Source organism: Microbacterium sp. 1154 (genome assembly GCF_031455375.1).
GTDB lineage: Bacteria > Actinomycetota > Actinomycetes > Actinomycetales > Microbacteriaceae > Microbacterium.
Map to the genome: position 1 here is coordinate 1,460,026 of NZ_JAVDSN010000001.1, position 26,256 is coordinate 1,486,281.

At 71.9% G+C, this 26,256-nt stretch carries 19 protein-coding genes; 10 read left to right on the forward strand and 9 right to left on the reverse strand.

Translation table 11 applies throughout. The annotated features are described in order from the left end of the window. Positions 1-1,917, reverse strand: coding sequence for a DUF6541 family protein (locus tag J2X55_RS06700; protein ID WP_309822535.1), 1,917 nt, complete (start codon positions 1,915-1,917; stop codon positions 1-3). Positions 1,918-2,083: 166 nt separating this feature from the next. On the opposite strand from J2X55_RS06700, the gene glf reads away from it, so the two are divergent. Both glf and J2X55_RS06710 read left to right on the forward strand, forming a co-directional pair. Next, complete coding sequence (gene glf / locus J2X55_RS06705) at positions 2,084-3,220, forward strand: UDP-galactopyranose mutase (RefSeq protein WP_115915658.1); 1,137 nt, start codon at positions 2,084-2,086, stop codon at positions 3,218-3,220. Between the two features lie 7 nt (positions 3,221-3,227). Further along, a complete protein-coding gene (locus tag J2X55_RS06710; RefSeq protein ID WP_309822536.1) occupies positions 3,228-5,270 on the forward strand; it encodes an acyltransferase family protein in 2,043 nt (680 codons plus the stop codon). Positions 5,271-5,315: 45 nt separating this feature from the next. On the opposite strand, the gene J2X55_RS06715 is transcribed toward J2X55_RS06710, so the two are convergent. From J2X55_RS06715 to J2X55_RS06725, 3 genes are all read right to left on the reverse strand, one after another. Beyond that, complete coding sequence (locus J2X55_RS06715) at positions 5,316-6,287, reverse strand: glycosyltransferase family 2 protein (protein ID WP_309822539.1); 972 nt, start codon at positions 6,285-6,287, stop codon at positions 5,316-5,318. Continuing rightward, positions 6,284-8,197, reverse strand: a complete 1,914-nt coding sequence (locus tag J2X55_RS06720; protein WP_309822540.1) for a glycosyltransferase — start codon at positions 8,195-8,197, stop codon at positions 6,284-6,286. Before J2X55_RS06720 ends, J2X55_RS06715 begins: the two co-directional genes overlap by 4 nt. Before the next feature lie 103 nt (positions 8,198-8,300). Further along, on the reverse strand, positions 8,301-9,695 hold the full coding sequence (locus J2X55_RS06725; protein ID WP_115917274.1) for an O-antigen ligase: 1,395 nt from the start codon (positions 9,693-9,695) through the stop codon (positions 8,301-8,303). Between the two features lie 62 nt (positions 9,696-9,757). Here J2X55_RS06725 and manA point away from each other — a divergent pair, with 62 nt between their 5' ends. From manA to J2X55_RS06745, 4 genes are all read left to right on the forward strand, one after another. Then, the gene (manA, locus tag J2X55_RS06730) at positions 9,758-10,912 is read left to right on the forward strand and encodes a mannose-6-phosphate isomerase, class I (RefSeq protein WP_115915655.1); all 1,155 of its coding nucleotides are present in this window, start codon (positions 9,758-9,760) and stop codon (positions 10,910-10,912) included. 146 nt (positions 10,913-11,058) lie between these two features. Beyond that, positions 11,059-11,382: a WhiB family transcriptional regulator gene (locus J2X55_RS06735; RefSeq protein WP_115915654.1), complete on the forward strand. Its 324-nt coding sequence runs from the start codon at positions 11,059-11,061 to the stop codon at positions 11,380-11,382. 93 nt (positions 11,383-11,475) lie between these two features. Beyond that, entirely contained in the window at positions 11,476-14,319 is a 2,844-nt protein-coding gene (locus J2X55_RS06740; protein WP_309822545.1) for a glycosyltransferase, read from the forward strand. Next, positions 14,316-15,707: a DUF5719 family protein gene (locus J2X55_RS06745; protein WP_309822546.1), complete on the forward strand. Its 1,392-nt coding sequence runs from the start codon at positions 14,316-14,318 to the stop codon at positions 15,705-15,707. Before J2X55_RS06740 ends, J2X55_RS06745 begins: the two co-directional genes overlap by 4 nt. Positions 15,708-15,729: 22 nt before the next feature. On the opposite strand, the gene J2X55_RS06750 is transcribed toward J2X55_RS06745, so the two are convergent. Then, positions 15,730-16,161 (reverse strand): hypothetical protein, encoded by a 432-nt coding sequence (locus J2X55_RS06750; protein ID WP_396653255.1) that lies wholly within the window; start codon positions 16,159-16,161, stop codon positions 15,730-15,732. 154 nt (positions 16,162-16,315) lie between these two features. On the opposite strand from J2X55_RS06750, the gene J2X55_RS06755 reads away from it, so the two are divergent. Further along, the gene (locus J2X55_RS06755; RefSeq protein WP_103206488.1) at positions 16,316-16,522 is read left to right on the forward strand and encodes a DUF3499 family protein; all 207 of its coding nucleotides are present in this window, start codon (positions 16,316-16,318) and stop codon (positions 16,520-16,522) included. Positions 16,523-16,544: 22 nt separating this feature from the next. Here J2X55_RS06755 and J2X55_RS06760 read toward each other — a convergent pair whose 3' ends face one another. Continuing rightward, positions 16,545-17,375 (reverse strand): RDD family protein, encoded by an 831-nt coding sequence (locus tag J2X55_RS06760; protein WP_309822550.1) that lies wholly within the window; start codon positions 17,373-17,375, stop codon positions 16,545-16,547. A gap of 16 nt (positions 17,376-17,391) precedes the next feature. Between J2X55_RS06760 and J2X55_RS06765 the strand changes: the two genes are divergently transcribed. From J2X55_RS06765 to katG, 3 genes are all read left to right on the forward strand, one after another. Continuing rightward, entirely contained in the window at positions 17,392-18,387 is a 996-nt protein-coding gene (locus J2X55_RS06765; protein ID WP_309822551.1) for a stage II sporulation protein M, read from the forward strand. Positions 18,388-18,497: 110 nt separating this feature from the next. Continuing rightward, the gene (locus tag J2X55_RS06770; protein WP_115915649.1) at positions 18,498-18,959 is read left to right on the forward strand and encodes a Fur family transcriptional regulator; all 462 of its coding nucleotides are present in this window, start codon (positions 18,498-18,500) and stop codon (positions 18,957-18,959) included. Then, entirely contained in the window at positions 18,956-21,214 is a 2,259-nt protein-coding gene (gene katG, locus J2X55_RS06775; protein WP_115915648.1) for a catalase/peroxidase HPI, read from the forward strand. Before J2X55_RS06770 ends, katG begins: the two co-directional genes overlap by 4 nt. Before the next feature lie 263 nt (positions 21,215-21,477). Here katG and J2X55_RS06780 read toward each other — a convergent pair whose 3' ends face one another. The 3 genes from J2X55_RS06780 to J2X55_RS06790 are packed head-to-tail and all read right to left on the reverse strand — an operon-like array spanning position 21,478 to position 26,140. Further along, positions 21,478-22,437 (reverse strand): NAD-dependent epimerase/dehydratase family protein, encoded by a 960-nt coding sequence (locus tag J2X55_RS06780; RefSeq protein WP_309822552.1) that lies wholly within the window; start codon positions 22,435-22,437, stop codon positions 21,478-21,480. After that, positions 22,434-25,121, reverse strand: a complete 2,688-nt coding sequence (locus tag J2X55_RS06785) for an alpha/beta fold hydrolase (protein WP_309822554.1) — start codon at positions 25,119-25,121, stop codon at positions 22,434-22,436. Before J2X55_RS06785 ends, J2X55_RS06780 begins: the two co-directional genes overlap by 4 nt. Next, a complete protein-coding gene (locus J2X55_RS06790; protein WP_103206481.1) occupies positions 25,118-26,140 on the reverse strand; it encodes a 3-oxoacyl-ACP synthase III in 1,023 nt (340 codons plus the stop codon). The genes J2X55_RS06785 and J2X55_RS06790 overlap by 4 nt, the downstream gene beginning before the upstream one ends. Between the last annotated feature and the right edge of the window lie 116 nt (positions 26,141-26,256).

Below are 26,256 nucleotides of genomic sequence, written 5' to 3' on the forward strand. Positions count from 1 at the left end.
TCAGCACCCCTCGATGCGGAACAGCCGCGCCGCGGGACCCTCGGAGTCCACGAGGACGAGATGCGTGCCCGGGGAGAGGTTCTGGATGCCGCTGTAAGCCGCGGCGCCGGCGGGATCGATGACGTCCTGCGTACCGAAGTCGAGGACGTAATCGACGCCGAGCTGGTCGACGGTGCGGCACACGGCCGGGTCGGAGTCGATGTCGCGGAGGTGGGCGTTCAGGAAGAGCAGCTCGGGCGAGGGGTTTCCGAAGACGTGCATCTGGGTCACCCGGCGGTCGGCGAAGGCGAGGGCGAGGGAGGCGCCCGTCCGGGGGCTGCCGGCGATGAGGGCGTCGGGGGGAGTCTCGTCGTCGAGGCGTTCGAGCAGGGCCTCTTCGTCGGACGACAGGATGAGGGAGCTGTCGGTGTAGGCGTAGGCCTCGTGCACCTGAGCGAGCGCGATGCGGACGTTGGGACCGATCGCGACCGAGAACACGGCGGCGACACCGACCGCGACCGCTCCGACGCGAAGCCATCCGGGAACGCGTCGATCGCGAACCGCCGCCCGGACGAGATCGACGATCGCAAGAGCCCCGAGGGTGGCGACGGGGATGGCCACCAGCGGCAGGAGGGCGGCGAGTCGGTTCGAGTCGTTGTACCAGGGGTTGGTCAGCAGCTGTCGCAGAGGGCTGTCGATGCGCAGGCCCGAGGCCACGGCGAACAGCATGACCGCGACGGCGAAGGGAGCGAGCACCGTGAGCAGACGCGGGCGGCGCGCGACGGCGGCGAAGCCGGCGATCAGCAGCAGGGAGGCGACCACCGTCGGGGTGAACCCGCGGGGCGCGGCGAACAGGCCCTCGCCGAGAGACTGCGAGAGCTGCTGCCACGGTGCCCATCCCGAGTGCTCGGCGCCCGTGCGGAAGACCGCGACGGTGCCGGCCAGCGCCGCGGCGAAAGCGACCGCCGAGACCACCAGCGCGAGGACGGAGCCGCGCGTACGCTCGGCAACCGCGCGCACCGCGAAGGCCGTGACCACGACGGCCGCCGCGAAGAACAGCAGGCTGAGGAACGCGTTGGGGTGGCCGAGGAAGGTTCCCCCGGCCAGCAGGGCGACCAGAAGTGCCGAGCGCACCAGGGCGGGCGCGCCGCGCTCCGGCAGCATCGTCACGATGACCGCGAGAGCCGCGGGCAGCATCGCGTAGCCGACCAGGTTCGGGTACAGCACCCCCCAGTTGAAGAACAGGGCCGGGAAGGCCCCGAACCCCGTCGACAGAGCGGCGGACACGACGTACGCGGTGCGGCGCTGGGCGAAGAACGCCCCGGCGAGGGCCATCGCCGACGCGGGCCACAGGATCGACACGATCGCGAGGTTCGCCCCGTTCACGGCGACGGGGACGCCGGCGCCCGTCAGCTCGGCACCGAGGGTGGTGAGCGCGTGCCAGGCGTTCGGGTAGAAGCCGATGTCGGAGGTGGATCCGATCTGGAACGGCGAGGCGCTGCCGTTCTGCAGACCGAGGGCGATCGCGTTCAGGTGGACGATGTTGTCGAAGCGCTGCGCGATGTTCTCGGGGTCCCCGAACGCGCGAGCGAACATCACCGCACTGACCAGGGCCGTCGCCGCCAGCGAGAGCAGCGCCACCAGGCCGGTCCGGCGGCCTGCGGGGGCGGCGTCGACCCCCGCGAAGCGGCGCAGGACGAGCGCGATGCCCACGACCACGACCGTGACCAGGGCGAGGGGGATCACGTTCCATCGCAGACCGACGAGGGGAGCGACGGATGCCGCGGCGGCGGCGATCGTGACCGAGATCGCCGGAGCGAGGAGCAACCGCTGAGGGCTTCGCCAGCCCCATCCGGCGGTGACCACGGCGGCGCCGGGGATGATCAGAACGGCAGCGACCGCGAGGTACGCCGGAATCGCGCTGATCCAGTCACCCATGCAATTCCGTCTCGTCCGCGGCCGTTTCGACACGCCATCGTATCGGACGGTCTCTGCGGGGCCGCTGAGCGCGGCCGCGGGGGCTCGGACGCGCCCCGGGTAGTATCGATCGGACGTCTCCCGCGGGGTCGCGCCCCACCTCTCGACACGAAAGACGCTGCATTTCATGGACCTCCTCATCGTCGGCTCCGGCTTCTTCGGCCTCACCATCGCCGAGCGCGCGGCCGCCGCGGGCCGCAAGGTCACGGTCATCGACCGTCGTCACCACATCGGCGGAAACGCCTACTCGGCCGACGAGCCCGAGACGGGCATCGAGGTGCACCAGTACGGCGCCCACCTGTTCCACACGTCCAACCCGACGGTGTGGGAGTACGTCAACCGCTTCACCCAGTTCACGAACTACGTGCACCGCGTGTACACGACGCACAAGAACGTCGTGTTCCCCCTGCCGATCAACCTCGGCACCATCAATCAGTTCTTCCAAGCCGCGTACACCCCCGACCAGGCCCGCGCACTCGTGCACGAGCTCGCGGGCGAGTTCGACGCGAAGGATGCCGCCAACCTCGAAGAGCGCGGGATCGCCCTGATCGGCCGCCCGCTGTACGAGGCATTCATCCGCGACTACACCGCGAAGCAGTGGCAGACCGACCCGAAGGACCTGCCGGCCGAGGTCATCTCGCGTCTGCCCGTCCGCTACACCTACGACAACCGCTACTTCAACGACACGTGGGAGGGCCTCCCGGTCGACGGCTACACCGCGTGGCTGGAGCGCATGGCGGATCACCCGAACATCGAGGTGAAGCTCTCGACCGACTACTTCGACGAGTCGCAGCCGCTGAACAAGAAGGCGACCGTCGGTCAGGTGCCGGTGGTCTACACCGGGCCGGTGGATCGTTACTTCGACTACGCCGAGGGCGAGCTGTCGTGGCGGACGCTCGACTTCGAGCAGGAGGTCCTGCCGATCGGCGACTTCCAGGGCACCAGCGTGATGAACTACGCCGACGCGGACGTGCCGTACACGCGCATCCACGAGTTCAAGCACTTCCACCCCGAACGCGCCGACCGGTACCCGACCGACAAGACGGTCGTCGTGCGCGAATACTCTCGTTTCGCCACGCGCGCCGATGAGCCGTACTACCCCGTGAACACGGCCGACGACCGCGCCGGCCTGCTGGCCTACCGCGAGCTGACCAAGGGTGAGCGTGACGTGCACTTCGGCGGTCGTCTCGGCACCTACCAGTACCTCGACATGCACATGGCCATCGGTTCCGCCCTCTCGATGTGGAACAACCAGCTCGCGTGACGTCGCCGTGCATCTGACCCTCGGGTCGCCCACCCGCCCCGTGCCCGCGCAACGGGAGGGGGACGAACGCTGGGCGTACCGTCGCGACATCGACGGGCTGCGCGCCGTCGCCATCCTGCTGGTCGTGTCGTACCACGTGTGGTTCGGCCGGGTCTCGGGCGGCGTGGACGTCTTCCTGATGCTCTCGGCGTTCTTCCTCACCCGCGGGTTTGTGCGGCGCATGGCGGGCCCCGCTCCGGTGCGTCCGGTCCGACACCTGCTCGGTGTGTTCCGGCGCCTGCTCCCGGCCGCCGCCGTGACCCTGGTCGGCATCCTGGCCGTGGTGTGGACGCTGTATCCCGAGACCATGTTCCGACCGGTCGCCGAGCAGGCGTGGGCTTCTCTCGGCTATGTGCAGAACTGGCTCCTGGCCGCCGACGCGGTGGACTACTACACGCGCACCGACGTGCCGAGTCCGCTGCAGCACTTCTGGTCGATGTCGGTGCAGGGCCAGGCCTTCGTGCTGTGGGTCATCCTGCTCTGGGTGTGCCAGATCGTGGTCCGGCGTCGCGGATGGTCTCCCGACCGCGTGGTGGGCGTGGTCTTCGCCGCGGTCTTCGCGATCTCGTTCGTGTATTCGGTCGTCCGAACCGCGTCGGCGCAGCAGCTGGCGTATTTCGACACCGGAGCGCGACTGTGGGAGTTCGCCGCCGGCTCTCTGCTGGTCGTCGCTCTGCCCCGTATCCGTCTCGGCGCGCTCGCCCGCGCGATCGTCGGGTGGGCGGGTCTGGCGGGACTCCTCGTGCTGGGGGCCGTGCTCGACGTCCAAGGCGGGTTCCCCGGATTTCTCGCGCTGTGGCCCGTGCTGTGCGCGGCGGCCATCGTCGTCTCGGGTTCGGGTGAGAGCGGGCGGTTCTCGTTGGCACGGATGCTGGCCTCGCGCCCGTTGCAGGCCGTGGGGCGCGACGCCTACGCGCTGTACCTCGTGCACTGGCCGGTCCTGGTGACCTTCCTCGTCGTGAACGAACGCACCGAGGTGGGCCTGGTGGGCGGCGCGGGGATCATCGTGCTGTCGCTGGTGCTCGCGCGAGGGGTGACCTGGGCGGTCGATCGCCCGGTGCGTGCGTGGCGCAGACACGATGCGTCCGCCCTCGTACCGGTGGCCGTCGTGACGGCCGCCGCCGCGATCGTCGCCGTTCCCGTCGGCACCTGGCAGACCTCGACCTGGATGCAGGAACGCGCGGTCGAGGCGCGGGCCCTGCAGACCAACCCGGGGGCGGCCGTGCTGCGCGACCCCTCCCTGCCGCCACCTCCGGCCGACGCCCCGCTGCTGCCGCTTCCGACCCTGATCGATGACGAGTGGGTCCACCTGGACCGCGAGTGCTCGGGGGAGTGGGCCACCGACGTCGAGATGCTGCGGGGGACCTGTTCCGAGACCACCGGCACCCCGCGCGCTCGCCACACCATCGCGGTGATCGGCGACTCGCACGCCCAGCAGATCACGAGCGCCCTGCTCCCCGTGGCCGAGGCCAACGGGTGGGGAGTGGTCTTCCTCGTCAAGGGAGGCTGCTCGATGGGGCTCGACGAGCCGGGGATGGACGAGCGCTGCGACGGGTGGCGCGAGGCGGCGATCGACCTCGTCGAACGGGTGCGTCCCGCTGCGGCGTTGACCGTAGTGACACGCTCGGACGCCGGCGAGGACGACGAGCGCCTCCGCCCCGGCATCGAACGCTTCCTGGACAGGATGGACGGCGCGGGCGTGCAGGTGCTGGGCGTCCGGGACAACCCGCGCTTCGCCTTCAACATGTACGACTGCGTGGTCGCCTCCGACGATCCGCTCGCCTGCGCGGTGCCGCGGTCGGCGTCGCTCGCCGACCGGAATCCCGCCGACGACCTCGACCGCGCCGGTGTCCACCTGGTCGACCTGACCCCGTGGATCTGCCCCGACGATCTGTGCGTGGGGGAGATCGGCAACGTCGCCGTCTACCGAGACGACAACCATCTCAGCCGCCTCTACGCGCGCACGCTCAGCCCCTCGCTGGCCGAGCAGCTCCCGGCCACGATTGGCTGAGCCGCGGGGTATGCGCGGCGCTCCCCGTCGAGCGGAGCGGACGCGTCAGCCGACGGTCTGCGACTGCTCCAGGGGCGGCATCGGCTTCCACGAGGAGTCCCGCAGGATGCGTCGGCCGTCGCGGAGCCCGCGGAACAGGTGGCTGGTGCCCGTGATCTTGCGCTCGACGACGACGAGGCGGATCAGTTCCTTCACGAAGGTCAGGGCTGTGCCGAGTGTGAACGGCAGTGCGCGGTAGACGCCGAGTGCGCGGTAGTACTTCTGCAGATAGGCGCGGTTGCGCATGATGTAGTACCGGTACGCGTCGCTCGACGCGTTCATGTGCCGGATACCCATGTCCCACTGCTTGATCTCGCGGGTGCGACGCAGCACGAACTCGTTCACGATCACCGAGGGCGTGTGACGCGAGGCCAACCAGCCGTACAGCTGGTCGTCCCAGTAGATGAAGAAGCGCGGGTCGGGCAGGCCGATCTTCGCCACGATGTCGCGGTGGATGAACATGCCCTCGAAGCAGCCCGAGTTCATCGGCTTGAAGCCGGAGTCGTCGAAGGCGGCGGGGGCGAAGGGGATCGGGATCGCCATCGACTCGGCCACGCGGTACTGCCAGTAGAACTCGCTGCCGTCGTAGTCGTAGCGACGACCCTGGATGCTGCGGAAGCGCGGCGTCCAGTGCCCCATGCGGGCGAGCCCGTCCGTCACGACCTCGACGTCGTCGTCCATGAGCCAGATCCACTCGGACCCGAGCTCGTAGGCGGTGCGCATGCCCTCGCTGAACCCGCCCGAGCCGCCCGTGTTCGTCTCGAGACGGCGATAGACCAGCTCGGTGGGCAGTCGGTCGCGGAACGATTCGACCACCGCGGTGGTGTCGTCGGTCGAGGCGTTGTCGATCACGACGAGGTGACCGGGGGCCGGGTTCATGCGTTCGACGCTCTCGAGCAGCCGTGTCAGCAGGTGCGTGCGGTTGTAGGTGACGACGACGATGGTCGCGGTCTTCGGGTCGAACGGGGCCGTGGTCACGGACGCTCCTCGAAGGTCGCGCGCCACTTCGCCTCGGAGACGAGGTCGGGCAGGGCGCTGCGGTACTGACGGGACAGGCGGGGCCATTCGCGCTGGAGGCGGCGGTGCAGCTTCCAGCTGTCGACGAGCATCCGCCGGAACAGGGCGCGGTCGCGCGTGTAGATGTTCTTCCCGGAACCGTCGGCCGCGCTCACCAGCGCGCTGTCGTAGAGCGGGACGCGCCACCAGTGGGCGTCGCCCTTGCCGAACTCGACCTCGGGCTGCGCGACGTTCTCGGGCTTGGGGGTGTGGAACCAGTGCGCGACGAGCGTGCGCGCCGTGAAGGTGCGCAGGGCCAGACCCGTCGGGCTGTCGAACTCGTGCTTCTTCAGGCGCTTGAACACCTGGCGTCCGCGGCGCGAGCGCAGGGGCACGCCCGAGTCCTTGTGCACGACGGTCTCGGGGTGCTTCTTCGCGACGGTGCGGGCGTCGGGCATGGCCGTCGCGAGGTTCGCGCGCATGTGGTCGGGGCCGGAGAGCACGTCGCGCAGGGCACGGTGACGCAGCTCGACCGGGTAGTACTGCATCATCATGAGGTGCTTGAGGTCGACGCGTCGGCTGTGGCGGATGAGCGTGCCGCCCTGCGGCGCACGCGAGTGCAGGAGCGCAGCCACGATGCGGTTGCGGGCGTGGAAGTACGCCTGCCAGTCGATCGAGTCGTCCTTGCCGAGCCATGAGACGTGCCAGAGCGCGACGCCGGGCACGGAGACCGTGGGGTAGCCGGCATCCCGAGCCCGAACGCAGAACTCGGCGTCGTCCCACTTGATGAAGGCGGGGAGGGACAGGCCGATCTCGCGCAGGATGCTGGTGGGGATGAGGCACATCCACCAGCCGTTGTAATCGGCGTCGAGGCGCATGTGCAGCAGGGGGCTCTGGCGCAGGTTGGCGACGCTGAAGTCGTGGGGGAGGCGCTCTTGGAAGAGGGCGCGCCACATGAAGGGCGCGTCGTCGACGACCTCGGCCCAGGCGTGCAGCTTGGGGCGGTCGAGGAGGTCGAACATGTGGGCGCCGACGATCGTGGGCACCGAGGCGTAGCGGCCGAACACCACCGAGCGGCGGATCGACTCCGGCTCGATGCGCACGTCGTCGTCGAGCAGCTGCACGAAGTCGCTGCCCTCGCGGGCGAGGGTCTCGACCATGGCCCGGGCGAAGCCGCCGGAACCGCCGAGGTTGGGCTGGCGGAGCACCTGGAGGGTGTCGCCGAGGCGTTCGGCGACCGCCGGGTAGGCGTCCTGCGCCTCGACCAGGTCGGTGCCCTGGTCGATGATGAACACCCGGTCCACGACGTCGAGCACGTCGGGGGCGTCGGCGAGGGCCTCGAGCGTCTCGACGCAGTATTCGGGCTTGTTGTAGGTCGTGACGCCGATGCTCGCCTTGCCTCCGCGGACGGGCTCCTGCTCGGTGGTCCACTCGGCGCCCTCGAACATCGCGTCCGCGCGGTCGGCGGCGACGTCGAACCAGATCCAGCCACCGTCGCTGTATTGATCGAGCACGAGATCGAACGAGGTCGAGACGCCGTCCCCGCGCACCTCGCGCGTCTCGATGCGCTGCTTGGTGCCGCCGCCGTTCGAGCGGTACACCAGCACCGTGGCATCCCCCGAGGTGTGCACGGTCAAGCGCACCTGGCGGACGGCCGTCCAGTGCTGCCAGTACGAGGCGGGGAATGCGTTGAAGTAGGTGCCGAACGAGACGCGTCGGCCCGCGACGATGCGGGCGCGGTGCCGATCGAGGATGTTGCTGAGCTGGGCGACGTTGGTGACCCGCACCGGCTCCTCGTCGATGGTCGACCACGTTTCGGGGTCGACGTACAACGGGAGGAGGTCGGGGTCGCGGTCGAGCGGCAGCACGGCGTTCTGCAGGGTGTACGTCACGAAGAGATCTTTCGGTCGAGGAGCCGCGGCCGCGGACGGCCAGCGGGCAGTCTACCGGGCGGGCGTTCGGGCACCCTGAGCGTTCGACGCTCCCGCGCGCTGCTCAGAGCGCCGGTCGTTGCAGCTCGCCGCGCTCGATCGAGATGCTCTGCTCGCTCGGGCCGACGCCGACGAGCGGGGTCTGCTTGATCTTCGCGCCGAAGAGGATCACGAACATCCAGCCCCACAGCAGCAGGGGACCCGAGTCGGTAAGCCCCTGCACCACGAGCAGCGCGCCGACGAGGGTCGGCAGCAGGGTCAGGGGGGAGTGCGGCCGGTCGTCGCGCAGATCCCAGCGGGGACGGTCGACGGCGAAGAACCACGAGCGCCACAGGTACGCGAGGTAGACGAGCGCGAGGAGTCCCACGCCGATACCGCCGAGCTGCAGGTAGGTGTCGAGCCACATCCCGTGCGCCTGGGTGACCGGCTGCCCGCGGTCGACGAGCCACCCGCCGATGAGGGGTTCCGACGTGATCCACGGCGTCGAGAACCCCCACCCGATGATCGGATGCTGGTCGGCCCGGGCGAGCACGTCGGCCCAGAGGCCCTCCCGCCCGGTGAGGTCGGCCCCCCGGCCCAGCACGCCGAAGACGGCGTCGCGTCCGAACCACAGAACGCCGGCTCCGCCGAGGCCGATCGCCGCGTACAGGAGATACCAGCGCGTGCGCTCGCCGGGGCGGCTCGCGGTGCGCATGACCAGGACCGTGCCGAGCACGAGAGCGACGAAGGCCGCGGCGATGATCCCGGTGATCGATCCCGCGCGGACGAAGAGGAACCCGGCGACGACGATCCACACCACGAGCAGCGTGCGGCGCGGGGCGCCGACCGCCAGCCGCACACCGAACACGGTGATCGCGACGAGCATCACCGCGGCCAGCAGATCCGCGTCGCCGAAGATCCCCTGGAGTCGGCCGCCCGAGAACAGGGCGCCGCTCGACCAGACGCCCTCCACGGCGTCGCCGGGGATGACGAAGCCGGGCAGCAGCGGGCCCCGCACGATCACCGCCACCGCCAGCTCGAACAGCAGGGACAGTCCGACGACCCACTTCGCCGCCGACGCGATCGCGCGCACGACGTCTCTCCAGGTCAGCACGGCACCGACGAACAGTGCCTGGAACGTCGTGACCCACAGCAGCAGAAGAGTCAGCACGGATGCCGCGGGCCAGGCGCTCCACAGCACCGAGGCCGTCGCCCAGACGAGGTAGCCCGCGGCGATCCACGGCAGGCGTCGGAGTGCGAGGGGTGGGCGCACGACCAGCCACACCGCAGCGGACACGACGGCGGTGGCCGCGACGACCACGGCGGTGGCGGCCGGGCCCACCGCGTTCACCAGACCCACGCCGCCCAGGGCGAGGACGAGCAGGAACACGCACCAGGCCCGCAGCAGCAGATGCCCCGTCGTCTCGCGCGCGGGTGCCGTCGGCAGCGCCGACACCGGGTGGTTCGTGTGCATCGCCATGGTGCTGTTCAGGGTAGCGGTCGGCATCCGTCGGCGTCGGGTGCGCGCATTATGCTGACGCCGTGCTGATCGCCATCTCGAACACCCCCCGCGACTACGCCTGGGGAAGCCCCACCCTCATCGCCGACCTCGAGGGCCGCGAGCCCACCGGCGCGCCCGAGGCGGAGGTGTGGTTCGGCGATCACCCGGGTTCGCCGGCCGAGGTGCACGACGGATCCGATCGCACGCTCGACGAGTGGCTCCCCGCCTCCGCGGCCGAGCAGGGCGTCCCCGCGAAGCTGCCCTATCTGTTGAAGCTGCTCGCGGCGGGGGCTCCGCTGTCGATCCAGGTCCATCCCTCGAAGGAGCAGGCGGTCGAGGGGTTCGCGCGCGAAGAAGAGGCCGGCGTCCCCCGCGGTGCGGGCGAGCGCAACTACAAGGACGACAACCACAAGCCCGAGGTCATCGTCGCTCTCAGCGACACGTTCACGGCCCTCGCGGGGCTCCGCGACCTGGAGCGCACGCGTGCCCTCGTCGAGGGCTTGGGCGATGCTCCCGCGGTGCAGACGCTGCGCACCCACCTCTCGTCGGCCGATCCCCTGCGTGCGGCGATCGGCTGGCTGCTCGGTGGCGCCGAACGAGCCGAGATCGAAGAGATCGTGGATGCCGCGGCCTCGGCCGAGGCGCCGGACTTCGCCGCCGAGCTGGCCCTGACGCGGTCCCTGCACTCCGCCTATCCCGCCGACCCCGGGATCGTGGTGGCTCTGCTGATGAACCTCGTCGAGCTGCGTCGCGGTGAGGCGATCTTCGTGCCGGCCGGTGTGCTGCACGCCTATGTCGCCGGCCTCGGGGTCGAGATCATGGCCGCGAGCGACAACGTGCTGCGCGGCGGCCTGACTCCCAAGCACATCGATGTGGAGGAGCTGCTGGGTCTGGTCGATTTCCGTCCGGCCGAACCGCCGTTCCTGCGCCCGACCGCGTCGGGGGAGAACGCCGAGGTCTTCGCGCCGGGCATCGCCGATTTCGCCCTGGGGCATCTCGAGGCGGGCGCTCCGGGCCGACTGGAGCTGAGCGGGGTGGCGATCGCGCTCGGTGTGGCGGGCGAGGCCGTGCTCACCGGGGCGTCGGGGAAGACCATCGCGGTGCGTCCCGGCGAGGCTGCCCTCATCACCCCCGACGAGTCGCCGCTGGCGTCGGACGGTGGGGGCGAGGTCTTCGTCGCGATGCCGGGCGACTGAGATCCGCGACACGCCGGAGAGCGCGGTGAAGGTTCACCTCGCCCTTGAGGGTTTACGATCCGCGACTTGACTCCGCGGAATGACACGGGTGTAATTATGACTGCGCGGAACCGCGTCATGGGGGCTTGAGCGAGGCGGAGGACGATATGGCGGCATCGCAGTACCGGTCCGGTGTCCCGGAGAATTGGTTCGTCGATCCCGTGGACCTCGGTGTTCCCGGAGTCCGTCGCGACATCGACTCCACCGAAGAGAACACCCTCGCCTGGCAGACCGACGCGCTTTGCTCGCAGACCGACCCCGAGGCATTCTTCCCCGAAAAGGGCGGTTCGACGCGGGATGCCAAGCGCATCTGCACCTCGTGCGACGTGAAGTCCGAGTGCCTCGAGTACGCCCTCCAGAACGACGAGCGTTTCGGCATCTGGGGCGGCCTCAGCGAGCGCGAGCGTCGCAAGCTCAAGCGCCGCGCCTGATCCCGGCATCCGGATTCACCCGCCCGAGCGATCCGTTCGCCGACGGCGCGGCGTCCGTGATCGAGGGAGAGCAGACTTAGGCTGATCCGCGTCATGCCCGACCGTGTTCACGCCATTCTCGTCGTGCGTCCCGAAGGACGCACTCCTGCAGCGAACCATCTGGAGCGCACGCTCGCGGCCCTCGCCGCGCAGACCCGCCCCGTCGATGCGCTCACCATCGTCCTGTGCGGCTCCGACGCCGGACTGAGGAATCTCGCCGCAGCGTCCGGCGCCGAGGGCGTCATCACCGCTCCCGCCGGAACCTCGTTCGCCGCGGCCACGGCGCTGGCCACGCCCCGCCTGACCGGCGACGCCGTGTGGTTGCTCGCCCAGGACACCGCTCCCGATCCCGACGCGCTCGTGCGTCTGGCCGGCGCCCTCGAGCTCTCGCCGCCCCTCGTGGTCGCCGCCCCCAAGCTCGTGGCCTGGGACGACCGGGACGCGATCGTCTCGCTCGGTGTGAGCATGAACCGCTACGGCGGCACCGTGGAACTCGCCGCCGGCGAACTCGACCAGGGACAACGCGACGGGGATGCCGACGTGCTCGGCGCCGACGTGCGGGGTCTGCTGGTGCGCAGAGACGCCTGGACGACCCTCGGCGGTCTCGACCCCGCCCTCGGCGGCGCCGACGAGGGACTCGACCTCGGCGTGCGCGCGCGCCTCGCGGGTCACCTGGTCTCGCTCGTGCCCTCGGCTCGTGTCGCCGTCGCCGGAGACGGCGTGGCGGCCATGGCCCGCGGTCGCCGTCGCGCTCGCCGCCGCGCCTTCGCGACACGCACGGCGCAACTGCACCGCCGGCTCGTCTACGCCCCCGCGGCGGCGGTGGCCCTGCACTGGCTCTCGCTGCTGCCGCTCGCCCTGTGGCGCACGATCCTGCACCTGATCACCAAAGTCCCCTACCGGGTGCTGCCCGAGTGGGGAGCGACGCTTCTGGTCATGGCTCGACCCGCCGCCGTCGCCCGCGCGCGCGGTCGCATCCGCTTCTCCCGCAAGGTGGGGTGGTCGCGACTCGCGCCGCTCCGAGTCTCGCGGGCCGAGATGCGCCTGCGCTGGGAGAGCGACGTCGCTGACCCCGATGCCCCGGTGCGGTCGGAGCTGCGCTTCTTCGTCGGCGGCGGAGCCTGGGCGGTGCTCGGCGCCCTCGCGGTCTCGGCCGCCCTCTTCGCCCCGCTGCTGGCCTGGCCCGTCCTCGGCGGGGGAGCCCTGGCGCCGCTGCGACAGAACGTGGCCCAGCTCTGGCAGGACGCCGCCTGGGGCGCGCGGCCCCTCGGGCTGGATGTCGTCGGACCGGCGGATCCGTTCTCGGCCCTCGTGGCGGTGATCGGCTCGCTCTCGCCGGGGGAGCCCTCGCGCGCGTTCGTCGTGCTGTGGGTGCTCGCCCTGCCCCTCGCCGTCCTCGGCGGGTGGTTCGCGGCGACCCGCGTGACGGAGTCGTCGATGCTGCGCATCGTCGCCGGTTTCGCCTGGGCCCTGGCGCCGACCTTCCTCGCCGCCCTCGTCGAGGGCCGGCCGGCGGGCGTGCTCGTGCACCTGCTCCTGCCGTGGCTGTTCTACGCCGCGAGCGTCGCTCACCGGTCGTGGGCGCCAGCGGGAGCGGCATCCCTCCTCCTCGTCGCCGTCCTCGCATCGGCGCCCTCACTGGCTCCGGCCGTCGTGGTGCTGTGGTCGGCGGCGCTCGTGGTCGTGGCCCTCGTGGCCGGCCGCGGCGTCGCCCGTGTCGTGTGGCTGCTGGTCCCCTCGATCGTCGTGTTCGCCCCGCTCGTGTGGACGCAGTTGCGCGCGGGCAACCCCTGGGGCCTGCTCGCCGACCCCGGCGTCGCCTACGCGGGGGCCGAGGCCTCCGCCACGCCGCTCGGGCGGGCGCTGCTCGCCGCGGGCTTCCCCACCTCCGACCCGGGCGGGTGGGCCAGCCTGACCGGCGGACCGGTCTGGTGGGTCGGCCTGCTGGTCGCGCCTCTCGCCGTGCTGGCCGTGCTCGCGGTCCTCACCCCGCGGTGGATCACGGCATCCGCCCTCATCGTCCTCACCGTGGCGGGACTGGCCACCGCCTTCGCCGCGGTGGGGATCGCCGTGTCGTTCGACCACTCGGTCGCAGTGCCCCTCTGGCCCGGGGCGGGTCTGAGTCTCGCGTGGATCGGTCTGGTCGGCGCGGCCGTCATCGCCCTCGACGCCGGGGTCCCCGCTCGAGTCGGCGTCCTGCGGCCGGTCGGCGCTCTGCTCGCGCTCGCGGCCCTCGCCGTCTCGGTCGCCCCCGCTCTCACCGCCCCGGCGGCCGGGGCCGACAGCGGCCGCTCGGTGCTCACGAACGGCCCCGTCTCGACCCTCCCGGCATTCGTCGCCGCCGAAGGGCGCGGCTCGCTCGACATCGGCACCATCGTCCTCGACCCCCGAGCCGACGGTCTGCGTGTGCAGGTCGTGTGGGGCGGCAGCGCCACCCTGTCGGGGCAGAGCACCGTCGAGGCCACGCGCACGACGGCCGACGATGAGGACGTCGAGCTCGCGGCCCTCGCGGCCGACCTCGTGACCCCCTCGGCCGACGACGTCGTCTCGCGTCTGGCGGAGCGCGGCATCTCGTTCGTGCTGCTCGAATCGGCCCCGGCCGGCGAGGACGACGTGATCCGCGGGACGCGGCTGGGAGCGGCGACCTCGCTGGACCAGCGCGACCTGCTCGACCCGGTCGGAGCGACCTCGCGCGGCGACCTCTGGCGCGTCAACACCGAGGTCACCCCGCGCCCGCCCCTCGACGACCATCGCCTCGGCCTGCAGCGCCTGGTCGCCGCGGGCTCCCTCGCCGTCGTGCTGATCGCCCTGCTGCTCGCCGTCCCGACCGCAGCATCGCGGCGGGTCGCGCGCCGCACGCCGCGCATCGTCGGCCCCAACCCGGGAGGAACCCGATGAGCGAGCGTCGTCTCGTCCGCGTCGCCGCCACGAGCGCCCGCGTCGTCGCCGGTGCGGCCGTGGCCACGGCCGCGGTGGTCGGCACGATCGTCGGGATCGCAGCCCCCTGGCCGCAATACACCGCGACCCCCGTGCGGGTGCAGGCCACCCCGGCCCCCGGTGACACCCTCCTCGCGTGCGACGGGCCCCTGCTGGCCCTCGGGCGCAGCGCCGACTCGGCGGGCTCGCTGAGCGCCGCGGCCGCGCAGCAGGTCGTCAGCGGCCCCGCCGACGCCGACGCGAGCACCACGGCCCTGACCGGCGCCACGGCCGATTCGTCCGGGGATGCCGAGGCTCTGCGCGCCGCCCCCCGCGACCGCGTGCAGACGCCCCTCGCCGCCGCCGGGTCCGCCACGGCCGCCGCGAGCGACCTGATCGGGTTCGCGGCATCCGCCTGCCGTCCCCCTCTGGCGGAGTCGTGGCTGGTCGGAGGCGCCTCGACCACGGGAGCGAACGACCTGGTCGTGCTGGCGAACCCCGGCGACGTCCCGGCGACCGTCCAACTCTCGGTCTACGGGGCGCAGGGCGTCTCGACCCCACCGAGCGGTCAGAACCTCGTCGTCCCCGCGGGGGGTCGTCGTGTCGTCCCCCTCGCGGGACTGCTGCTGGGCGAGGAGAGCCCGGTCGTGCGCGTCGTCTCGTCGGGCGCGCCGGTGCACGCCTCGCTCCAGGCGGCGCTGACGCGCCTGCTGCTTCCCGGCGGCGTCGACCAGGTCGCCCCGCTCGCTCAGGCGGACACGCGTCTGGTGATGCCGGGGGTGCAGGTGCTCGCCACCGACGCCAGCCAGGCGGGCACCGTACTCCGGCTGCTCTCGCCGGGCTCCGACGCGACCGCGACGGTGACACTGGTTCCTACCGACCCCGCCGTCGCCGCTCCCGCCCCCACCGACATACCGCTGACGTCGGGACTCCCGACCTCGCTCAACCTGTCGGGTCTGGCCGCGGGCGCCTACACGGTGGACGTCACCTCGACCGCGCCCATCGTCGGGGCCACCTGGTCGACGACCGGGTTCGGCGAGGGGGCGGACTTCGCCTGGTACGTGCCTGCTCCCGAGATCTCGGCCCCCAGCACGGTCGCCGTCGCGGCGGGCGTCGGAGCGAACCTGGTGATCGCCGGTGCCCAGAGCGACACGACCGTCACGCTCACCCCGTCCGACGGAGGCGCGCCCGTCACCACGGCCGTCGCCGCCGGCGCCAGCGTGGCCGTGCCGGTCGCCGCGGGCGTCTACCGCCTCGAATCGGGTTCTCCCGTCCGCGCGTCGGTCTCGTACGCCGGGACGGGTGCCGTGGCCTCGTACCCCCTGTGGCCGGCGGATGCCGCCGCCTCGGCGCTCACGATCCTGCCCTAGCGGCCCGCCCGCCCGGCGCGGGTCAGAAGAAGCGGAACCGTTCGGGACCGAGGTCCCACGGGTCGCGATCGAGGTATTCGGCCGCGGCGCGGAAGACCGCGCCCTCGATCATCATGCGGCGGTGCAGGTCGTCGTCGTGGTGGGGGTGTCCCAGGCGCTCGATGGGCACCCGGTACAGGATGATGCGCTTCTCTTCGCGCAGAACCGTCCACCGCGGGATGCCGTCGGCGGCCGCGGGCGGCATGATTCCGATCTCGAACGAGACCTCGCGCAGATCGGTCCACGCGGAGCGCAGGAACTCCGCCGCGGCGCCGACGGCGACGTCGAAGCGCTCGACACGCGTGTCGATCGGGGGCAGCGGCGGGCGCACGACGGGACTGCGGTTCTCGCGTCCGTGGCGACCGTGTCGCGAGGGGCGGGCCACCGGTCGCGCTTCCCGGGATCGGCGTCGCATCATGGGCCCATCCTACGTTCGAGGGGGCGCCGCGGTCGTGCCGTGCCGGGACCCTCGTCGGCAGGGCGGGGGCGGTCGCACCGGGGGCCGGCATCCGGAGTCCGGCGGCGCGGCGTCGAAGCGGTGTCGGAGCGGCTGACTAGGCTGGCCCGCGATGCGCGACAGACTCTGCTCGAAGGTGGGATGCGCCCGCGAGGCGATGAGCACCCTCACCTACGACTACGGCGACCAGATGGCGGCCCTCGGCCCCCTGGGTCCCGCGGGCGACCCGCACGCGCACGACCTGTGCGCGATCCACGCCGACCGCCTGTCGGTCCCCAAGGGCTGGGTCGTCGTGCGGCACGAGACGCTTCGCACCTGAGGTCGACTCCGGTCTGGCGTGCTCAGGCGCGCGGGGTGAGGGCGGCGGCGCGCTCGTTCTCGAGCAGGAGCGCGCGGTACTCGCGATCCCGCCGCACCGAGGACACGGCGCGGACGAACCCCTCGTCGTCGGACGGGGGGATCGGTGAGACGAAGGGGCGCACGGCCTCGGCGAGGGATGCCGCGACCCGGGCGCGCGCGGCGGGCTCGAGCGCATCGGCCCCGCGCACGAACTGCGCCACGCGAGCGGCCAGGCGGTCGGGCAGTCGCGAGACGTCGGCGATCGCGGCCCACGACTCCCAACCCGGTGGCAGACCCGGCGCCGGGGGAGGGAGTCGGCGCGTGCGGGTGCGTTCGCTCGCGGTGCCGGCGAGCAGGTCGCCCAGGCGCTGAGCGCGCGGGGTGAACATGCCGACCACCGCGGCGATCGCGCCGAGGGTGAACCACAGCTCCAGCACCCCGGCGAGGGACCGGATGAGGGCCTGACGGAAGCCGGCGGCCCCGCCGTCGGTGCGGACGATACGGGCTCCCACGGCGAGGCGGCCGAGACTCCGACCGCGCGAGAGGGTCTCTACGGTGGTGGGGATCACGACGGTCACGAGCACGAGCAGCGAGATCACGCCGATACGGATCGCCGCCTCGGGAAGGGTGCCGGCCGCGACCATCGTCGTCAGGAGCAGTGCCCCGCCGACCAGCAGGACCGCCCCGATGAGGAAGTCGATGAGCGCCCCGAGCGCCCGGAGGAAGAAGCCGACCGGTTGCACGTCGAGGGCGACGGCCTCTCCGGTGAGCGTCTCGTCGGTACCCGTGTGCACGAGGGCGACCGCGGGGGAGGGGGTCGTCGACGAAGCCATGCGTACAGTTGACCACATGGACCTCGATGCCCTCACGGCCGCCCGGCGCGACGAGTGGGCGCGGCTCGACGAACTGGGTCGCCGCAAGCGTCTCAGCGGTCCCGACGTCGACGAGTTGGTGACCCGTTACCGCGCGGCCTCGGCCGATCTGGCCGACATCAAGACCTCGGCCGGACGCACACCCGAGGGCGACCACGTCTCGATCCTGCTCGCGCGCACGAGGCTTCGTCTCACCGGGGTTCGCGACAACGTCCTGAAGCAGGTGCCGCGCTTCTTCGTGCTGCAGCTCCCCGCCGCGCTCTACCGCGTGCGCTGGAGCACTCTCGCCGTCACGATCGGTTTCCTCGTGGTCTCGAGCCTCGTCGCCCTGTGGATCTCGGGCGATCCGGCGGCCGTGGCAGCCCTGGGCGAGAAGAGCCAGCTGCAGAACTACGCCGACGAGCAGTTCGTGAACTACTACCGCGAGAACCCGAACGCGATCTTCGCCGGATCGGTCTGGACGAACAACGCCTGGATCGCGGCGCAGTGCGTGCTGTTCGGTGTCACGGGCCTGTGGCCACTCGCGGTCATGATGCAGAACGCCATCGGGGTGGGAACCTCCGCGGCGATCATGTTCTCGTTCGACCGCGGCGACCTGTTCTTCCAGTTCATCCTCCCGCACGGCCTGCTCGAGCTCACGGCGATCTTCGTCGCGGGCGCGGCGGGGCTGCAGATCTTCTGGGCCTGGGTCGCTCCCGGTCGCCGTTCGCGGGCGGCGGCGCTGGCCGCGGCGGGTCGTTCGCTCGCGACGGTGGCGGTGGGGCTCGTCTTCGCCCTCGCTCTCTCGGGGATCGTCGAGGGGTTCGTGACCCCGCGCGAGTGGCCCTGGCAGATCAAGGTCGCCATCGGGGCTCTGGCCCTCGGCGTCTTCCTCTTCTACATGCTGTGGGTCGGTCGACGCGCGGCGCGCGCGGGCGAGACCGGCGATCTCACCGAGTACGAGGCCGGAACTCCCACGCTGACGGCGGGATGACGGCATCCGGATGCCGTGTCCTGCGGCTCCGGCGGTCGTCGAGCTGAACGGCGCCGATCGTTTCCCGGCGTGTCATTTTTGATTCACTCAAAACAAGGTACGCTGGTCGCATGTTCGACAGTCGACCGGAAGCCCCCGCGGATGCCCTCATCCGCGGAGCGGGGCTGCGGGTGACGGCGACGCGTATCGCCGTCCTCGAAGCCCTCCGCGCCCGGCCGCACGCCACTGCCGACGCCGTCTACGACGGGATCGTCGGCACCCTCCCCGGAACGAGCAAGCAGTCGGTGTACAACGCACTCGGCGACTTCGCCGACGCCGGCCTCGCACGCCGCATCGAGCCGGCCGGCCACGCCGGCACGTTCGAGCTGCGCGTGGGCGACAACCACCACCACGTGGTGTGCACCGGGTGCGGCCGCATCGAGGACGTGGACTGCGTCGTCGGTTCGGCGCCGTGCCTGCACGTTCCGGAGGGCAGCGGCTTTCTCATAGAGACCGCTGAAGTGACGTTCTGGGGCGTGTGCTCCGATTGTCGAGCGACGTCCGAAGCCGAAAAACCGAGAGGATCCCGATGAGCGACGCTCTGAACGGGTGCCCCGTCTTCCACGATGGAGCCGCCCCCGACGACAACCGACTGCCCGTGGGCGAAGCCCCCGCCGACAGCGAGCCCGCCGGCGCCCTGCCCCACCCCACCCAGGGATCCGCCAACCGCGTGTGGTGGCCCGAGGCCCTGAACGTCAAGATCCTCGCGAAGAACAACGCGCTGCGCGACCCGCTCGACGAGGGCTTCGACTACAAGGCCGCGTTCGAGGCGCTCGACCTCGCCGCGGTCAAGGCCGACATCCAGCAGGTCATGACGACCTCGCAGGACTGGTGGCCCGCCGACTTCGGCCACTACGGCCCCCTCATGATCCGCATGGCCTGGCACAGCGCCGGCACCTACCGCGTGACCGACGGCCGCGGCGGCTCGGGCGCGGGCATGCAGCGCTTCGCCCCGCTGAACAGCTGGCCCGACAACGTCAACCTCGACAAGGCCCGCCGTCTGCTGTGGCCCATCAAGAAGAAGTACGGCCAGTCCATCTCGTGGGCCGACCTCATGATCCTGGCCGGCAACGTCGCGCTCGAGGACATGGGCTTCCCGACCTTCGGCTTCGCCGGCGGGCGCACGGACGTGTGGGAGCCCGACGACGACGTGTACTGGGGCCCCGAGACCACGTGGCTCGGCGACGAGCGCTACACGGGCAACCGCGAGCTCGAGCGTCCGCTCGCCGCCGTCCAGATGGGTCTGATCTACGTCAACCCCGAAGGACCCAACGGCAACCCCGACCCGCAGCTGTCGGCCCACGACATCCGCGAGACCTTCGGTCGCATGGCCATGAACGACGAAGAGACCGTCGCGCTCATCGCCGGTGGTCACACCTTTGGCAAGACCCACGGTGCGGCCAGCGACTCGCACGTCGGTCCCAACCCCGAGGCCGCCGACATTAACGACCAGGGCCTGGGTTGGAAGAACAGCCACGGCACCGGCAAGGGCGACGACACCATCACCAGTGGCCTCGAGGTCACGTGGACGTACCACCCCACCCGCTGGGACAACGAGTTCTTCCACATCCTCTTCGGCTACGAGTGGGAGCTCTTCCAGAGCCCCGCGGGCGCGCACCAGTGGCGTCCGGTCAACGGCGGCGGCGAGGGCCTGGTCCCCGAGGCGCACTCCGACGGCCGCCGCGAGCCCCGCATGCTCACCAGCGACCTGGCGCTTCGCGTCGACCCGGCCTACGAGAAGATCTCGCGCCGCTTCGCCGAGGACCCCGCCGCGTTCCAGGACGCCTTCGCCCGCGCGTGGTTCAAGCTGACCCACCGCGACATGGGCCCGCGCGAGCGCTACCTCGGTTCCGAGGTGCCCGACGAGGTCCTCGTCTGGCAGGACCCGGTGCCCGCCGTCGACCACGCTCTGATCGATCAGACGGATGCCGCGGCCCTGAAGCAGCAGATCCTCGACAGCGGACTGTCGGTACAGCAGCTCGTCACCACGACCTGGGCCGCCGCCTCGACCTTCCGCGGCAGCGACAAGCGCGGCGGCGTGAACGGCGCGCGCATCCGCCTCGAGCCGCAGAAGAGCTGGACGGTCAACAACCCCGAGCAGCTTGCATCCGTGCTCGACGTGCTCGAGAAGATCAAGGCCAAGTTCGACGCCCAGGCGCAGGACGGCAAGAAGGTCTCGATCGCCGACCTGCTCGTGCTCGCGGGCAACGCCGGTGTCGAGCAGGCCGCTCTCGCCGGTGGCGTCGAGGTCGAGGTGCCCTTCACCCCGGGCCGCACCGACGCGTCGCAGGAGCAGACCGAGATCGAGTCGTTCCGCTGGCTCGAGCCGATCGCCGACGGCTTCCGCAACTACGCCTCGCGCGAGGCGCGCCTGCCCGCGGAGTTCCTGCTGCTCGACAAGGCCAACCTGCTCACCCTCACCGCGCCCGAGATGACCGTGCTCGTCGGCGGTCTGCGCGCGATCGGGGCCAACTGGGACGGCAGCGACTGGGGCGTCTTCACCGACACCCCGGGCGCCCTGACGAACGACGTGTTCGCGAACCTCCTCGACCTCGGCACGACGTGGAAGCCGCTCGACAGCGGCAAGCACGCCTTCCAGGGCACGAAGGACGGCTCGGGTGAGACGGTCGGGATCGGCACGCGCGTCGACCTGGTGTTCTCGTCGAACTCCGAGCTGCGCGCGCTCGCCGAGGTGTACGCCTCCGACGACGCCAAGGAGAAGTTCGTCCGTGACTTCGTCGCCGCCTGGCGCAAGGTCACCGAGCTCGACCGGTTCGACCTGGTCTGAGAACGGTTCGCTGCGGCTCGGTCGTCGCGGCACGCGGAAGGCCCGTCCCCTCGCGGGGGCGGGCCTTCCGTCGTCGGTGCGCGTGACGTGTTCGGCTGCCTGAGTGCGCGTCAGGCAGCCCTGATCGGCTCATGCCCCGGTGGGCGACGCACCGACCATGTCCCGTTTACGGCTGCCTGAGTGCGCGTCAGGCGGCCCTTATCGGGACACGGTCTGCGAAAAAAGGGACGCGGGGGTCTACGGGAGACCCCGGATGCCGTGGCTCAGGCGAGCGAGAGGCGGCGCAGGCCCTCGTCGATCGACACCGACGGCGCCCAGCGCAGGTCGCGGCGGATCTCGGTCTGATCGAACCAGTGCGCGGTCGAGAGCTGCTCGGCGAGGAAACGCGTCATGGGCGGCTCGTCCTCGCCCGGGCGCACGGCCCACACCCGCTCGATCAGCGACCCCGCCGCCTTCGCCACGCCCGCGGGAACGCTGAAGCGCGGGGGAGTGACACCCGCGGCCCGGCAGATGCCGGCGAGCAGGTCGCCGACCGGCCGTGGTTCGCCGTTCGTCAGCACGTACGCGTGGCCGCTGACCTCGTCGACGCGGTGGAGGGCGGCCACGATCCCGGATGCCGCGTTGTCGACGAACGTGGAGTCGATGAGGGCCGTCCCGCCGTCGAGCAGGGGCAGGGTGCCCCGGCGGGCGCGAGCGACGACGCGCTCGATGAGCTGCGTATCACCGGGGCCCCATACGAGGTGCGGTCGGATCGCGACGAGCGCGGTGTCGCCACCGGCGCGGGAGAGCGCGAGCACCTCGGCCTGGGCCTTGGTGCGGGCGTACTCGCCGCGCGCGGCATCCGGATCCGCGGGCTCGGCTCCCACGCCCGCGAGGGCGTGGCCGGCGTGCGCGACCGAGGGCGACGAGACGTGCACCACACGCGTGACGCCCGCCGCGGCGGCGGCGTCGAGCAGGGTGCGGGTGCCTTCGACGTTCACGGCGTGGAACTGCGCGGGGTCGCCGGCGAGGGAGACCTTCGCCGCGAGATGCACCACCCCGTCGATCCCCTCGAGGGCGGATGCCACGGCATCCGGGTCCGTGACGGAACCCCGCCGGTCCTCGGCACCCTCGACGCCGGAGGGACGGCGTTGCAGCGTCCGCACCTCGTGCCCGGCGTCCTGCAGGGCGCGCACGACCGCACGGCCGAGGAACCCGGACGAGCCGGTCGCGAGAACCCTCACGGCGCCGTCGGCCTCTCGCCCGCGAGCACGCGTTCGGCCCAGGCGGACAGGCGCGAGCGGTCGATCTTGGAGTTGTGACGGATGTCGGTCGGCAGCGTCGGGACGACGAGCACCGCCGCGAGGCGCTGCGACGTCGCCGCGCGCACCCGATCCGTGAGGTCGGGGGAGGCCAGACCCGGGCGCCGGGCGCCCGCCTCGACCACCGCGACGACGACCTGCCCGCCGACGGGGCCCACGCCCACGGCGGCGGCGCGCTCGACGGCGGGGACCGTCTCGACGTCCTGCTCGATGCCCACGGGAGTGACCGGGCCTTCGGCGGTGGCGATGACGTGGGGAAGGCGCCCCTCGACCCACAGCCGGCCGTCGGCGTCGAGATGACCGACGTCTCCGGTGCGGTGCCAGCGGTCGGGGAGGCCGCGCTGCGCCTGACGGTCGGTGAGGTACAGGCGGAAGTAGCCGCGCTTGAGATGGGGCGCCGAGATGACGATCTCGCCGGTGACTCCCGCCTCTGTCGACGGGGCGCCGGAGGCACGGCCCTCGGCGTCGATTGCCGAGATGCGCACCTGGCCGGTGCCGAGCGGGCGGCCGACGCACACGCCCCGGTCTCCCTGCGCCTGTTCGATCTCGGGAAGGGTGACGTCGGCGACGAGCAGGCACTCGGTCATGCCGTACGGCGTGTGGGCCGTCGCGTTCGGCATGAGCGCCTGTGCGCGGCGGAGGAGCTCGACGCTCACGGGGGCCCCGGTCGACAGGAACGTCTCGACACGCTCGAGAGCGGAGCGGTCGTCGGCGGTCAGGGCCGATGCCGTCGCGACGACGTTCGACACGGCCGCGGGCGAGAGGAACACGATCCGCGCGTCCGAGGCGCGGACGGCCGCGGCCACCGCGGCCGCCGTCAGCGTACGCGGAGCCGAGACGTCCATGTCGGGCGTCGCCGAGCGCGTGCCCAGCGCCGGACCCAGCAGAGCGAAGGGGGCGAAGCCGGTGACGAGACCCGTCTCGGCGGTCACGCCGAAGTGCGCCGCGAGGGTGTCGCGCAGCGCGGTGAGCTGGGCATGCGTGTAGACGACGCCCTTGGCGGGCCCCGTCGACCCGGAGGTGAACAGCACCGCCGCCTCGGCCTCGGGGGCGGGGGGAGCGGGCACCGGTCGACCGCGCCCGGCGCGGGCGAGATCGGACAGGCTCGCCTCGACGCCGAGAGCGCGGGAGGTGATCGCGGGAAGAGCCGCGGCCGAGATACGGCGGCCCGGCCAGCCGAGGGCGCGCGCGGCCGCGAGGCCCGCGACCTCGCCGATCACGACGTCGGGGACCGCACCGCGCACGGCACGGGAGAGACCCCGGATGCCGAGACCCCGGTCGGCCACGACCACCACGGCGCCGATGCGCAGGCACGCGTACAGCGCGGCGGTCAGGGTCGGACCCGGCTGCACGAGCAGCGAGACACGGTCGCCCGCGCGCACGCCGAAGGCGTCGAGGCCCGCGGCGAGCTCGTCGACGCGCGCGGACAGCTGCCGCCAGCTCACGCGCAGCGGCTCTCCGCCTCGGGACGTGGTCATATCGATGACGGCGGTGTCGTCGTCGTCGCGGCGCGCATCGAGGGCGTCCCACAGGCGACCGGACGCAGCCTCGGGCGCGTCGGAGGCGTCGGGCGCGGGGGCGGTGGCCGCGCGCTTCGCGGCGGCCGAGCGACGCGCGCGGGTCGCGGGCGTCACGGCATCCACGACCTTCTCGTCGAGCCAATCGAGCACGACGTCGGCGTAGGGGCGCTCCTCGGCGATCAGGTGTCCGGCGCCCTCGAAACGGTGCACGTCGGCGTGCGGCAGCCGGTCGGTGAGGTCGTCGAGATGGTCCTCGCCGAACACCGGGTCTTTGGGACCCCGCAGGAGCAGGGCCGGCACGGCGAGCTCGCGCAGCCCCGACGACATGCGGTGCAGAGCAGGGGTGCTCTCGTGGTCGGGGGTCGCGGGGATGTCGGCGACGAAACCGCCGATGCCGCGGCGGCGGGCGACGGTCGCGTAGGGCGCGCGGAACGCGGCCTTCACGGCCGGGTCGAGATCGGCCAGGGCCAGGGTGGTGTCGAGGAAGGCCGTGGTGCCCGTGGTCCCGGCCGCGAGCATGCCGCGCGCCGTGGCGACGCGCAGAGCGAAGGGGAGCGGGGCGCCCGCGGGGTGGTGCACAGCGGTGTTCAGCGCGATCACGGCGGCGAGGCGGTCGCGGTGCTCGACGGCCCAGCCGAGCGAGACGGGCCCACCCCAGTCGTGACCGATGGTCACGACCGGACCCCGGATGCCGAGCGCCTCGACGAGAGCGTCGAGGTCGGCGATGCGCTGGGCCAGGGTGCGCCTTAGCGAGGAGCGCTCCGAGAAGCCCATCTCGAGCTGGTCGACGGCGACCACGCGCCAGACGGCCGCTCCCGCCGTGGCACGGGCGAGCGAGGCGTTCACGAGAGCGCGCCAGAGGTACGACCACGTCGGGTTGCCGTGCACGGCGACGATCGTGCCGATCGGCTCGAGGCCGCGCTCGGCGAGGGCGTCGCCGGTGTCGAGCACGTGCCACAGGCGCGTGGCTCCCGCGTCGGCGCGCACGCCGTCGACGCTCACGAGGCGCGACAGGGCCGGGTCGAGCCCGGGCAGGCCCGCGGGGGGAAGAGTGGCTTGCGGTCCCGTGACGCGCGGGAAGCTCACCAGGCCAGCTCCAACATCCCGGTGTTCAGGCCGGAGCCCACTCCCATCAGGAGGACGCGATCACCTCGGCGCAGCGTCTTCTGCTCGGCGGCGAGCGTGATCGGGATGGAGGCGGGGCCCACGTTGCCGAGGCTCGGGTAGGTCACCGGCACGCGCTCGCGGTCGAGCTTGGCCGCGCGGACGATCGCCGAGGTGTGAACCGACGAGACCTGGTGCGTGATGTAGCGATCCATGCCGGTCCAGGCGAACTCGCCCTTCGCTTCTTTCCACGCCGAGACGACCAGGTCGAGACCGCCCTTGAGCAGGGCCTTGGCGTCGGTGAACATGCCGTCGACGCTGCCGACGCAGAGGTCGTAGAACTGGGTCGCGGCGCGCGTGACGCCGCCCACGATGCGGTGGCCCTCGGGGTGATCGCTCGCGCGCCCCAGGACCGCGGCGGCGGCTCCGGACCCGAGGGTGAGGGAGGCGAACTCCTGCATGAACGCGTCGCGGTCGAGATCTTCGCGGACGAGGCGGTTGATCGTGTTCACCTGGATCTCGTCGGCGTCCTCGCCGTTGACGATGAGGGCGTACTTGACCTGGCCCGACTGGATCATGCCCGCCGCGAGGCTCATGCCGTTGATGAACCCCAGGCACGCGTTGGCGACGTCGAAGTTGATTGCCGAGCTGGGCAGCCCCAGACCGTGATGCAGGCGCACGGCGACCGAGGGCTCGAGGTGCTTGCGCGTCACCGAGGTGTTGATGATGAGCCCGATCTCGCTCGGGTCGACGCCCGCCTCGGCGAGGGCCTGCTTGCCCGCGGCGATCGTGGCCTCGTCGGAGGATTCGCCCTCCGCCCAGTTGCGACGCTCGTTCACGCCGGCGACGCGGCGCAGCAGACCCGGCTTGAGCTTGAGACGCTGCAGCGCCGGGGCGAGGCGCTCCTCGATGTCGTCGGACGTCGTGACGCGGCTGGGCAAGACGCTCGCCACCGAAACGAGGGCCACATCGTCGAAGTGCGTGGTGGCGTTACCTGGCAAGAGATCTCCCGCATCCTGTGCGTAGACGGCGCAGCCGGGCGCGGAGGGGACGCATCGACGGCTGGAAGGGTACCCCCCAGGATAAGCCGCGAGATATGTCGCAGGCTGCATGGGGA